This is a genomic window from Vibrio nereis NBRC 15637, from assembly GCF_001591105.1.
Classification (GTDB): domain Bacteria; phylum Pseudomonadota; class Gammaproteobacteria; order Enterobacterales; family Vibrionaceae; genus Vibrio; species Vibrio nereis.
Genome location: NZ_BCUD01000009.1, coordinates 1 through 13,403, shown reverse-complemented (window position 1 = coordinate 13,403; position 13,403 = coordinate 1). Strand labels below are relative to the sequence as shown.

Sequence of the window (13,403 nt, the reverse complement as noted above, 5' to 3'; positions counted from 1 at the left end):
TAAACAAAGTTATTTTTTGGAGATTAAGCAATGGACAACACTTTGAAGTTTGCAGATAGCCACGAGTGGGTACGTGACAACGGCGACGGCACAGTCACAATCGGTATTTCTGAGCATGCGCAAGAAATGCTAGGTGACGTAGTATTCGTTGACCTACCAGAAGTGGAAGCAGAAGTCGAAGCGGGCGAAAGCTTTTCACTGGTTGAATCTGTAAAAGCAGCTTCAGACATCTACGCACCGATTACGGGTGAAGTTGTAGAGATCAACGAAGAACTAGAAGATAGCCCAGAGCTAATCAACGAAGAACCGTATGAAGGCGGCTGGATTGTGAAAGTTAAAATGGCAGACCCATCTGAACTAGACAATCTAAAAGACGCAGAAGAATACCTAAACTCAATTGAAGATGAGTAATTAGGAAGATTAGGAAAGCTGCCCCCATTTGGAAGGCAGCTTTTTTTCAATGTTCGGACGTATAATTAATACCAATACAGTAAGTAAATGGTCAGAAATAGCGTAGGAAAAATGCTTGAGAACAAGGCAAAATTTTTCGATAAGTAGTTACTCTACAATCAAAAATTTAAACGCAGTTATCGGGCATTTTAACAAGCTAGAATAAGCAGCTATTTACGACGATTGGTATAGAGTTATCAGTAACGATGACTTCCGTTACCCGAACCATGGAGTAGGTAAAGGACAATGACTGAATTACTTCAAAGCCTCAGCACACAAAATGAGTTCGTTGCTCGCCACAACGGCCCAAACAAATCTGACCAACAAAAAATGTTGGACGCTATCAACGTAGCAAGTCTTGATGCACTGATCGACGAAACCGTTCCAGCTCAAATTCGTTTAGAGAAGCCTCTAGCGATTGCAGAAGCAAAAAGCGAAGCAGATATGCTTGCAACAATGCGTGAGTTCGCTGACCAGAACCAAATCAAGCGTACTTTCATTGGTCAAGGTTACTACAACACCTTCACACCTAACGTTATCTTGCGCAACGTGCTTGAAAACCCAGGTTGGTACACTGCGTACACACCTTACCAACCAGAGATTTCTCAAGGCCGTCTAGAAGCATTACTAAACTACCAGCAAATGGTCATGGACCTAACTGGTATGGACATCGCGAACGCTTCTCTTCTTGACGAAGCAACGGCATCAGCCGAAGCAATGACTCTGTGTAAGCGTGCGGGTAAGAGCAAGAGTAACGTATTTTTTGTGGCTGACGATGTTCATCCGCAAACACTAGAAGTAGTGAAAACACGTGCTAAATTCATCGGCTTTGACGTACAAGTTGGCACTCTTGAATCACTTCCAGAACAAGACGTATTTGGTGCTTTAGTTCAGTACCCAGGTACAACGGGTGAAGTTCGTGATCTAACGGACATCATCGCAAAAGCGCAAGCAAACAAAACGCTAGTAACGGTGGCAACTGACCTACTCGCTTCAACTCTGCTAAAACCAGCAGGTGAAATGGGTGCAGACGTGGTGATCGGTTCGGCTCAGCGTTTCGGTGTACCGATGGGTTATGGCGGTCCTCACGCGGCATTCATGGCAACACGTGACAAGCATAAACGTACCATGCCAGGTCGTGTAATTGGTGTGTCTATTGATGAAAAAGGCAACCAAGCACTTCGCATGGCAATGCAGACTCGTGAACAGCACATCCGCCGCGAAAAAGCGACATCAAACATCTGTACTGCACAAGCATTACTAGCGAATATGGCGTCTTTCTACGCGGTATTCCACGGTGCTGAAGGCCTACGTACCATCGCCCGCCGTACTCACCACATGACGGCGATTCTAGCCGCTGGCCTGACTAAATCTGGCTACGAGCTTGCGCACAACAGCTTCTTCGACACCATCACTATCAACACAGATAGCAAAACTGAAGAGCTTTACGCGAAAGCACAAGCAGCAGATATCAACCTACGTAAGCTCAATGGCAAGCTAGGTATCAGCTTAGACGAAACAACAACGACAGATGACATCAACGCACTGTTCGCTGTATTCGACGTAAAGGAAGACGTGAACGCGCTGTCTTCAGAAATCGCGAGCAACGAATTTGCTGCGATTCCAGAAGCGCTACGCCGTACTTCTGAGTTCCTGACTCACCCTGTGTTCAACACACACCACAGCGAAACGCAAATGATGCGTTACCTGAAACAGCTTGAGAACAAAGACTTCTCGCTAACTCACGGTATGATCCCACTGGGCAGCTGTACAATGAAACTGAACGCAGCAGCAGAGATGATCCCTATCACTTGGCCTGAGTTCGGTGCTATCCACCCATTCGCACCTCTAGAGCAAGCAGCGGGTTACGCAGCACTAGCAAAAGATCTAAAACAAAAACTGTGTGAAATCACAGGTTACGATGAGTTCTCACTGCAGCCAAACTCTGGTGCATCTGGTGAGTACGCAGGTCTTATCGCGATTCAACGCTACCACGAAAGCCGTGGCGAAGGTCACCGCAACGTATGTTTGATCCCAAGCTCTGCGCACGGTACTAACCCAGCGACAGCGTCAATGGTGTCAATGAAAGTTGTCGTGGTGAAGTGTGATGACGAAGGCAACATCGACATGAACGATCTTGCTGCGAAAATCGAAAAGCACAAAGAAAACCTATCAAGCATCATGATCACTTACCCTTCAACACACGGCGTGTACGAAGAGCAAGTGAAAGAAGTGTGTGAAATGGTTCACGCCGCTGGCGGTCAAGTTTACCTAGATGGCGCGAACATGAACGCTCAGGTTGCACTAACGTCTCCAGGTTTCATCGGCTCTGACGTTTCTCACCTGAACTTGCACAAAACCTTCTGTATCCCACACGGTGGTGGTGGTCCGGGTATGGGTCCTATCGGTGTTAAATCTCACCTAGCACCATTCCTACCAGGCCACATCGAAAACGGTGTAGAAGGCGATGACTTTGCAGTGTCTGCGGCGGATATGGGTAGTGCGTCAATCCTACCTATTTCTTGGGCATACATCGCGATGATGGGTGAAGCAGGTCTACAAGAAGCGACTAAAGTGGCGATTCTTAACGCGAACTACGTGATGGAGCGCCTACTTCCTCACTACCCTGTTCTTTACCGTGGCACTAACGGCCGCGTAGCGCACGAATGTATTATCGACATTCGTCCACTGAAAGAAGAAACAGGCATCAGCGAAGAAGACATCGCGAAACGCTTGATGGACTACGGCTTCCACGCGCCAACAATGTCATTCCCAGTTGCTGGTACGTTAATGGTAGAGCCGACTGAATCAGAAGATTTGGAAGAGCTAAACCGCTTCTGTGATGCGATGATCGCAATCCGCGAAGAGATGGCGAAAGTGAAAAACGGTGAATGGCCACTAGAGAACAACCCGCTGGTGAACGCACCACACACCCAAGTTGATCTTTACGTTGAAGAATGGGATCGCCCATACTCTCGTGAACTAGGTTGCTTCCCATCGAAAGCGACTAAGTCTTGGAAATACTGGCCAACAGTAAACCGCGTAGATAACGTGTACGGTGACCGTAACCTAATCTGCTCGTGCCCAAGCATCGAGAACTACGAAAACTAATCGCTTCCTAGTGAACATATCATATCAAGTTGGAAACAGTGATATGCTAGTACTGAGGATAAATCATTAAATTGGTTAATTCCAAATAATGAAAAAGCGAACCCCTACAAGGTTCGCTTTTTGCTTTGTGGACTAAGCTCAGGCAACGATCCTACTGCTACGTCATAATATAACCACCCAATCATTCGAGCATTTACTTCCACATACCAGACAATCAGATCGAGGCATGTTAGTCAACTTCCATGTTTAAAGTACGTTTTCGAAGGTACATCTCTCCAAGAGTCGGTTAACCAAACTTGATTAATCATCCTCAATTACGAAGCTATAACTTAGAGATCACACATCAACTTAAAGGTTCACTAGCTCAAAAATGGACAGAAATGAGTCAGTGAATTTACTAAATTAGCGTTTAACGGATTAGATAGGATATTGCAAAACATCTAACTCAGAGAGCAAATTCAACCACCTACACATCAGAGCACATCATCAGCATCTAGATTATTTCGATGCTCATAGCTGGCCGTCAGTTGGTGCATTTCGGGTTGTTCCTTTAGTCGTTTTTCATCAAGTACAACACCCATACGACGTAAATAATAATGAACCAAAACCTTGCGCGTAACGATTGTAAGTCTACGATTTTCCATTGCATAGTCTTCAGCAACAACACGTTGTTGTTTATTAGATAGGTAGGGATTTGGTGTAATAGTTACCATAACTTGATGGTTCCAATCATCATCCTGTTCCCGCGTATTAAGTGATCTGTCCATTAAATCCGGTTCGTTTCGAAAGCGGCTAAGAACAAAGTCACGAAACTCTCTTTTTTCCTCGCAATAGGCCCTCACATGCCAGCGGATGCCGTCATATACCAAACTATGAGGGGCAATTATTCTCCCTCGGATCTCTGGAGTTGAGAGCGATACATAATCAATATCTACTCTAAGGTTAGCTCTTGCAGCTGCAATTAACCCACGAACAATTTTCGGTGAAACAGCCCTTTCAGGAACATTTAATACAGTCGACTGCGCTTCTCCCCAACTGAAGAACTCAAATGTTTCTTCCTGGTTATACTGCTGATGAAGCATTGTCAGGTACTCGTGAGCAGTACCTTGAGTAAATAGTGGCTTAAAGTCATCCGCTGGTCTGTACCCTTTAATTGTCCTATCTAGAATCAACTGTTGTCGGTCAGTAAGGTTTAAATATTTGTTAATGTCCCTTGATGCCTGTTGCCGACCTATGCGAAAGGCATCGCATAAATGGTTGGTCGTCAGACGTCCCTCCCACTGGGCAATGATTTCGATGAGTCGAAATCTCATTTGTTGATCCCACTTGATATCTAACTGCGTCATAGTACTGTTCATAAAAGTTACATGTTGATGTATACAGTATATACATGTATACAAAAAGTACATAAATTAATTATGGTAATTGGTAGGATCGCTTTAGGTGATGTGATTTTTTGAGATGTGAGTATCAACATCTATACGAGACACCTTGGTTCCCTTCCAATAAAGTCACAAAATCAACTTAGTTAATTTTTAACCCCAAAGCCCTGAGAGCAGAGACAGTTATTATGATGTATGCCGGATTGAGAAAAGTCATCGCGATAAACTCATATCAGAAAAAGAAGATGTTTTCAGAGTATGATTTTGATTCACCTACTCAACTAACAGGTGACAATGGTGCTGGAAAAACATCACTACTAAGGCTTATACCGTTCTTTTATGGTGCTATGGGTACACAGATTGTTAGGAAGTCTAACGTTAATAAGCCTTTCGCAGAATGGTACTTACCCCACAACAACAGTTATCTTGTTTTTGAGTACATTACCTCACGTGGTCAAGTTGCTCATGTCATTTGTTATCGCAATCTAAGCACTAAAGGTGGGATTGTTTACCTGTTCGTTAAAGGTGAGTTTGAGCAATCCGTGTTTATCAAACAAGACCACGAAGAAAAGCCGTACGCTCTAGCCTCGACCAAATTGGCCGCAGAACTGACCGCTCAAGGTTTGGACTACGAATCTCGTATCACAAGTGTTAAAGAGTACCGTGAAGTCATCCAAAACATAAACGCTGGTACTCGAAACAACAAACTCCTCAGCTATTCTCTATGCTCTGGTCGTAATGATGTTCGCCATATCGAAAAAATCACTGCTGCATTAATTCAGGGTGAGTTCAACATGGCCGACACTAAGGCGCTTTTCCTTGATATTCTTGAGCAAGGTAATCGCACTTTAGAATTTGGTGTTGATGCGAACAAGATTGAACAATGGTGTGATGACTACACCGGCCTAACAGCTTTCCTTGGCAAAAAAGACGCCTTCACTCAGGCTATTGCCAACAATAAGCAGATTGCCTATCTAACTAGCCGACTAGCCAATGCCCTGTTGGTCATTCGTGAAGAATCAGGCAAGCTTGCAGAGTCACTATCAAAAACACACCGCGAACTAGAAAATTACATCGAGGCCAGTGACAAAAAGCTCGAAGAGCTCAATAACCTAAAAATCGACAAAGAGAGCTCCCACAACTCACTTCAAAACGCCATCCGAAGCCTTGATTCTGAAATCAAAGTCAATGAACAAAAGCTCTTTGATTATGAAGATAATGATTACCCAGAACTAGCGATAAAATTAAAGCAGCTTCCAGACATGGAAGACAAGTTAGTCCATCAAAGAGAGAGCTACGCTGAGCTTGAAACTAAGGTGGCTGACGCGAAAGATAAACGCGACCGTGATCTTCAAAACCTTGATAGCAAGTTCAATGCTGAAAAGTCCAAGCTCACAGACCAACAGCTACAAGCTGAGCAAGAGGCTAAGCAAAAAAAAACACTAGTCGATAATTCTTTCGAGCAGCAATTAAAAGAGCTGAGAGACTCGCACAGTAGATTCACCAAAAAAACTAATGCAGAACTGAGTGAGCGAAAGGCTGAACTCGCAACCCAAGAACAACGTCTCAAACATCCTGATATTGATCAGTGTCTTATTGACCAGAGAGAGCATCTTGAATCAGAAAAAGATCAGCTCCAAGATCAAATTAATGCACAAAATTCGGCTTTGAATAGTGCGGAAAAAGAAGAGCAAGATTGGCTTAAGGGACGGGAGAATTTACTGAAAAATCTTGAGACAACGTGCAATAAAAAGCGTAATGCACAAGAGAAACTTCAGTTGGTCAGCGCTAGACTCGACCCTGAATCAGGAACCTTGTTCTCGTTTCTTGAAACTCACAAAATTGGATGGCAAAGCTCACCACTTGGTCGAGTTCTTACTGATGAACTGTTGATGGACACCACTCTTGCTCCATTGATGACCGAAGATTCTGGCAGCCTGTTTGATTTAACGATCGACACAACGCATTTACCTGACTGTACGGTGACGAACCAAGTGGATATCCAAGAGCAAGCTAATTTAATCGACCTCCTTGATGAACTTGAAGAATCTGAGGCTGAACTCAACCAGCAAATCAAGAAAACCGATGCGAAGATTAAAGAGTCAACTATCAAATTGGCACAACTTCGCAGTGAACTTCGAAACACTGAGAACGACTTAACCCAAACCAAAAGCAATCTTGAAAACAAAAAGATCGAGATTGCTCGCGCTAAAGAGACTTTGGTTGAAAAAATCAGCGCAAATATCACGTCAATTCAGCAAAGCCTCTCTCTGGTTGAACGGGAACTATCAAAGGCAGAAGTGCGTTTTATCGAGGCAGAATCAAAACTAAGAAATGATAGATTGACTCAGATTGCTACGATTGAAACGACGTTAAACCTCAGTATTGACACACTCAAAAATACGCTGAAACAGAACCAATTGATGCTAGATGAAAATCAAGAACGCATCACAATGGAGTACGAACAGCGGCTGAGTGAGCAAGGAATCAACCGCGGTCTCTACCAGCGTTACCAGAGCGATATTGAACGGCTTGAAGATGATATCAAGAATCTAAAAGCGAAGCGTCAAGATATCAAAGAGTATGAGACTTGGTTAGCTGTCTACCATATTGACGATCCGAAACGCCGTCATTCTCGCAACGAAAAACAACAAGCACTTGTATCGGTTAACCAACATATTCAATCGCTTGAAACTAAATTGAAAGAACTGCGCAGTGAAGTCCATCACACCAAACAAGATTTTAAACAAGCGATTGATACATTGGATAAAGGTATAAAACGTGCCGAGAGCGCTATTCATCGCCTATCTAATTACGAAGCATTCGAGTACCAAAAAGTGGTAGATGAGGGCTTTAGTTATAGCGGAGACTTAAACTCAATACTTAGTGAGGTGGAGAGTAAGCTACCTGAATTAGATATGCTATCGAAGCAGCGTAAGAAAGATATCCAGCAGATGGAGACCATAACACTTGGTCTTGGTGACGGGGAGCTTTACCGTTTCTGGAATGAAACCAGTCGAAACACCATTAGCGAAGATATTGTAGCTAGCGACTCTAAACGCATCGACATTCTAGAAAAAATCATGAATGACATTATTCCACAAGTGACGAGCATAACAATTGATAGTGCCGTTAACATGGGGCGCATGTTAGTAGACTTCAAAGACCGACTACTTGGCTTCGACCGTGACATTAAGAAACTCGGTCGCAATGTCTCTGAACAAGTAAAGGCAAACAACACGTTCTCGGTGGTTGGTTCTATTGATATCAACGTTGAGAGTTCGCTTTCCAAGCTACAAGGCTGGCAAGACATCATTAACTTCTCTGAGGTTTACGAAGAGTGGGACCGAACTGGTGCGGCTGAACTGCCAACCAAGGAGTTCTACAACGCCCTAGATACACTGACGTACCATATCAGTGCCGACAAAGTGAAGAAGCCAACCGAACTCTTTGACATTAAATTCGAAGTGATCGAAAACAACCAGCGTAAAACCGCTAAAACAGATAAAGATATGCGCGATTTAGCCAGTAATGGTACCAACTTGCTTATCCAATCAATGTTGTATCTGGCTTTACTCACGCAGCAACGCGGGGCCAGCCGGCTGTCAATTACTTACCCTACCGATGAGATTGGTAAGTTGACTGCGGAGAACCAAGCGAAACTGCTCAAGATGATGGATGCTCACAACTTCAATGTTGTAGCCGCTCAACCGGACGGTAACAACCGTACAGCTAACCTGTTTAAGAACTTGTACCACCTAACGCCTGACAAGAACATTTTTAACAAACCTAAAATAAGCAAGCTCGCCTTAGCAAAAGCCGCTGAAGAAAGCACAGGAGCAGAAGCATGAAGCCAGTATCACAAGTCCTAGAGTCACTACTGGGTGGTAGCTTTATCTGCCCTGCGACGGATCGCGATGCATATAAGACTCTTACAGACGATCGTACTCGCCGCGAAATTAATCAAGTCTTGACTCTTATGAGTCGTGAGCTTCAATGCACGAGTCGAACCAGCGCCTACTATGTGACTTACAAAAGCATCAACGACTACAACCGCCGTCAGGTAACCACGTTGATGAGCAACGTACACGGTATCATTCGACCTGTAGTTAAGTTCATTGCAACAGTCAGTGAAGCAGCCCAAGTGGAAACTGTCATGGTTGGTGGTGATGAGTTAAATGTGCCTGTACTTAGTGCGCAAATCCAATCATCCCCTAGCTTGATGGAGAAACTCGATAGTATTTACCGACTACCAAAAGTTAGTCGAAAAAAAGTTCGTGAGACTGCCAGCGAAAAACTCGATGTGGTAGTCGAATTTTTGGTTAAGGAGGGGGTTGCCCATCTCGTAAATAAAGAACGTCAACTTTATGTGATGACAGGTAAACTAGACTTTGTATACGAGGTGCTCGACTTCATCGATACGCATGAGAAGGTTGTTGAGACAGTCAACAAATCAAACGAGGACCAAGGGGAGTTCGACTTTTGATTAGTTCTCAAAGCAACGGCAAACATGGTGGCGTCGGCCACATGCTTCGCTTAATCAGCCAAGCAAAGGACACCCTAACTCAAGTATTTGAAAACGGTACGATCCGCGAAACCCATGAGAACGCCAACGACCTTCGCAAGCTGAAAGAAGCACGCGTTGTTATCGTTACAAGCCGCGGCTACCGTGTCCACCCGAAGATGGAAGCACTGATGAACTACTTCCTTGAGACGGAAGCAAGTTCGTTCCTTGGCACCCAGCACTCGGAGCGTATTCCAGAAATACAAGATCTGGCCCAAGAGTACCTGGAAGCCAAACTCAATGGCAAAAGGGAGCAAGAAGCTGACAGGTTCAACACCCTTGAGGGTGTAGTCTATGACATTACCATGGACCTACAAGAATCTTGTCGACGTCTGCGCAACCGTATCAGCTATGACTTTGGTTACGGCAATACACTTGCTCATAAGCAGAGAGAGAATCAAGTAGCTATAGATCAAGCTGACAAACTTGTCAGTGGCATGAAAGCTTTCTCATTTAGGCTGCTAAGCGACATGGCTGGGGATAACTCTGAACTAAACACATTGCTTTGCGTTGAAATGCACCATGCTATCCGTAGCTGTCAGCAAGAACTTGGTTCTATCCTAAACCAACTTCGCATTCTAATGATGAAATATCGTAATCGAGAGCGTGATAAAGACCTTATCAACGCTTTTGACCGATTCATCGATCAGGAGCCACACTGGACACCAAATGAAGAAGTGATCTTGCCAGATGAAATGGTAAAGCATGATGGTATACCTGCATTCTGGCTATCAGAACAGATTGATTTTGCACATCACCCAAACCCTGAGAATATGGAACAAGAACCGGAATTGGCCGAGATTGTAGAGAAAATCACAGCACAACCCGTTGAGCAAGAGGATCTGCCGGTTATAGAAGAAGCTGGGCGTCGAGTGTTTACACTCGATGTTGAAATACAAGAGCTGATTGAAGTTGATATTGATTCCCACTGCGATACTTTCTTTGCTGAAGCCTTTATGGCTCAGGGGAAAACAAAGGTTTCGGCACTGGATTACTATGAGCAAATCAACGATGACCTACCTGATGATCTTGAGCAACTAACTTGTGCCAAAGATGTATGGCTATTTAGCGTGCTTAACTTCCATAGTTCGATGCTTCCACAAGATCGCAAAGACTTTATTATTGAGCCTATTGGAACACATACCTATCATGCTGAGGGCAGTAACATAGGCTATGGCAACCTCCACTTAGAAGATGTATCTATATCGAGGAAATAGTGAGTAAAATTATTGAAAATATTACGAGTGGAGATCTAACTCGACTTAAAAACATCTTCGTTCCAGCCAAAATTCAACATGGGGCCTCCGTAGTTTTGACGGGAGTATTTCAGGCCTTTCACCAAGACTATGGTATAGGTAAAACTAGCTCAGGAAAGCTGCAACTAACACCCAAAGATATACGGCAAATCAGAAAGCTAATTAAAGAGATGTCCGGGTTTGATATTCTAACTGATCCAATACCGAGCTCTCGAACAGAAATGGCTAAGTACTTCCCGAACGAGAAGTTAAGCACTACCCCTGTCAAAGATAAGGTGGTCAAAGTCTATGGGGTATTGTCTACTAACATAAATGGTAAGAAATACGATCTAGAAGACGGCATGAACCTAGAGGTACCTCTTGGCGGTCTGAGAAGCATTGAACACAAGCAAATAGTTATTGTCGAAAATTATGAAGCATTTTCGCAATTTAGGATCATTCAATCAAATATGAGCCCCAACCCGCTTGTTGTATATCGAGGAGATATAGAGGGAGGGGTTATATCTAAAGAGATTGCTAAGCGTTTCCCAAAGGTTGAGCTTGTTGCGTGGTTTGATACTGATCCTTCAGGCATTTCTTTCGCCTTAGCATCAGGGGCAAACTATATGCTTATTCCTTCCATATCAAAACAAGATCTTATTGAGCACGGAAATCCCACTTTATTTGAAGAACAGTACAGATATTGGGAACGAGTATCAAAGGCACTCCCCTCTAAATTAGAGGCTTTAATTTCTAGTGTAGAAAAAGGTATAACTCAAGAATCCATAGTTGCGAACAACATACCTCTAGTCTTGCATTCCTTTGGGAAGGATTTGGAAAAGTAATTTAACATTCAATAACTTTACAGTACGAGAGTTCGCTTTGAAGCGTAATATAAGTCCTGTTTCCAACTTAGTTGGCATACAGGACACTTATACCAACACTATAGATTGTGCATGTATCCAACTACATTTGTTTGTCACCAATAACTAACTCACTGATGTAGTGGGTTACTCTGTTTCTAACTTGATATGACATGATCACCTAGTAACAAGCAGAAATGCCAAAGGCGAACCTAGTGGTTCGCCTTTTTGTTTTCAGGGTTCATTCGAAAGTGCTCACAAGCTAATTGGAACAAATTTTGGCAGCATCCAGTGTTATTTGACAGGAGTTTGGTTGTGGGGCGTGCCAGTAACCAGAATCAAATGCTGTGTTACAGCCAACATCTTCCATCAGTGCGATATCGCCATCACATATCAGCATTACCGCATTGTCACCCTGAAATTCTGAAATAATTCGGTAATTAGAGACATTCCCTTCTTTGGCTAAATCTGGGAGTTTAACGAGTTGCTCAGGGTTTGAAGAGGTTGCGTTTTCTATAACCTCTGCGTTTGTTAACCCTGTTGTATCTCCAAATTTGAGTTCTCCATCAACAGCTTGGGTAACGTCTTTTAAAAGTGAAGCCATGTCGTACATAACTTCTTCAGAATATTTTCCTTGAGAAACACAAGCGGTCAACATTAGCATCAACGCGATAGTAGTGAATAGTCTCATAGACTCCCCCAAGCAGTAAGTACTCCATCTTCGCAACAGCCAGTATCTAAATTCCAATTTTTGAAAAAGCCTGTGGCTTGATCTTCATAGACAGCGTTTGCAGTTTGTTCCCAGAACACTTGGATAGTGTCAATTGCCTTGTTAAAAATCTCATCATAGTGCTTAAGGCCATCTGGCGTTTCTAAGTTCTCGATGTAAACAAGGTTTACTTCATTTTGAAGTGGGTAAGTCAGCCCTTGATCACATGCCACATGTCGTGCCCAAGGGAATAATCGATGCGACTCTTCCGCATTATCTACAACCCTTTGGAAACCATTGTGCCAAGCATTAATGTCAGGTTGGCACTCTTTTGCATACTCAGGATAGACAATTGAAAGAGCGGTACACCAAATATTATTGATCACTGGATCAATCAAATTATCGTCATGACTATCCACACAACTGCCGATGTTTAACTTTACTCGGTCAGCCAGTCCAATCGCTCCCAGATTCATTCTAGTCGGCCATATATAGGCATCCTGATTCATTTCACAGATCCTATGCTGTTTAGCATTTTCAGCATAGGGACCCACTTTCATCTCAACAACGGGGTGAATCGTAATATCTGCAGCGACATGCGCAACAAACCCGCATAACCAAGCAAAGGCATGGTCAAAGTGTTCGTTGTCTACCCTCTTTACTTGCTGAACAAGGGCATCTATCAACTCACCAACTTTGTTGTAGTGCATTTCATCTGCCCACTTGTTTTGTGCAGAATCCATAATGGCAAGGTAAGGGTAATCAGGGCTGACACAACCAAGCTCCAAGTACCTTTTGTTTTGAGCTAAAGCCTTTTTAGCGTTTCGAGGCATATTTAATTCCCGTAACGCATTATTAGCAGAGGCCACGTTTACCGCTGTGATGTGAGCAAAAGCACCGGGCATAATCACCTCCATTTCCAGTGTAAAAAATATGGAGTTTACTATGCACACAACATATGTATTGCGACTTAAATTGCATAATTATTGATTGTGGGCCATCTAGTGTTGGGGCTCTAGCAAAGCACTGTTCCGCAGATGCTTTCTTCCATCTTTAGTCGGCAGTTCGTCAAATCTCCAACTCAGTTTT

General features: G+C 43.5%; 9 protein-coding genes. 6 read left to right on the top strand and 3 right to left on the bottom strand.

Annotated elements, in window-relative coordinates; all coding sequences use genetic code 11:
• Nucleotides 1–30 precede the first annotated feature (30 nt).
• Together gcvH and gcvP are read left to right on the top strand one after the other, a co-directional pair.
• Nucleotides 31–411, top strand: a complete 381-nt coding sequence (gene gcvH / locus VNE01S_RS11195; RefSeq protein WP_053394396.1) for a glycine cleavage system protein GcvH — start codon at nt 31–33, stop codon at nt 409–411.
• A 285-nt stretch (nt 412–696) separates the two neighbouring features.
• Complete coding sequence (gene gcvP, locus VNE01S_RS11190) at nt 697–3,561, top strand: aminomethyl-transferring glycine dehydrogenase (protein WP_053394395.1); 2,865 nt, start codon at nt 697–699, stop codon at nt 3,559–3,561.
• Nucleotides 3,562–4,034: 473 nt separating this feature from the next.
• On the opposite strand, the gene VNE01S_RS11185 is transcribed toward gcvP, so the two are convergent.
• Entirely contained in the window at nt 4,035–4,907 is an 873-nt protein-coding gene (locus VNE01S_RS11185) for a BrxR family helix-turn-helix transcriptional regulator (RefSeq protein WP_053394394.1), read from the bottom strand.
• 224 nt (nt 4,908–5,131) lie between these two features.
• Between VNE01S_RS11185 and VNE01S_RS11180 the strand changes: the two genes are divergently transcribed.
• From VNE01S_RS11180 to VNE01S_RS11165, 4 genes are read left to right on the top strand one after another with little or no spacing between them, the layout of a single operon-like run.
• The gene (locus tag VNE01S_RS11180) at nt 5,132–8,794 is read left to right on the top strand and encodes an ATP-binding protein (protein ID WP_053394393.1); all 3,663 of its coding nucleotides are present in this window, start codon (nt 5,132–5,134) and stop codon (nt 8,792–8,794) included.
• Entirely contained in the window at nt 8,791–9,429 is a 639-nt protein-coding gene (locus VNE01S_RS11175) for a hypothetical protein (protein ID WP_053394392.1), read from the top strand. Before VNE01S_RS11180 ends, VNE01S_RS11175 begins: the two co-directional genes overlap by 4 nt.
• The gene (locus VNE01S_RS11170) at nt 9,426–10,724 is read left to right on the top strand and encodes a hypothetical protein (RefSeq protein WP_245649886.1); all 1,299 of its coding nucleotides are present in this window, start codon (nt 9,426–9,428) and stop codon (nt 10,722–10,724) included. Before VNE01S_RS11175 ends, VNE01S_RS11170 begins: the two co-directional genes overlap by 4 nt.
• Complete coding sequence (locus tag VNE01S_RS11165; protein ID WP_053394391.1) at nt 10,724–11,587, top strand: DUF7281 domain-containing protein; 864 nt, start codon at nt 10,724–10,726, stop codon at nt 11,585–11,587. Before VNE01S_RS11170 ends, VNE01S_RS11165 begins: the two co-directional genes overlap by 1 nt.
• Before the next feature lie 280 nt (nt 11,588–11,867).
• Here the strand turns inward: VNE01S_RS11165 and VNE01S_RS11160 are convergent, their stop codons facing one another.
• Nucleotides 11,868–12,296, bottom strand: a complete 429-nt coding sequence (locus tag VNE01S_RS11160; protein WP_053394390.1) for a hypothetical protein — start codon at nt 12,294–12,296, stop codon at nt 11,868–11,870.
• Nucleotides 12,293–13,219 carry a zinc dependent phospholipase C family protein gene (locus VNE01S_RS11155; RefSeq protein ID WP_053394389.1) on the bottom strand — a complete coding sequence of 309 codons (927 nt, stop codon included), beginning with the start codon at nt 13,217–13,219 and terminating at the stop codon, nt 12,293–12,295. The genes VNE01S_RS11160 and VNE01S_RS11155 overlap by 4 nt, the downstream gene beginning before the upstream one ends.
• Nucleotides 13,220–13,403 lie beyond the last annotated feature (184 nt).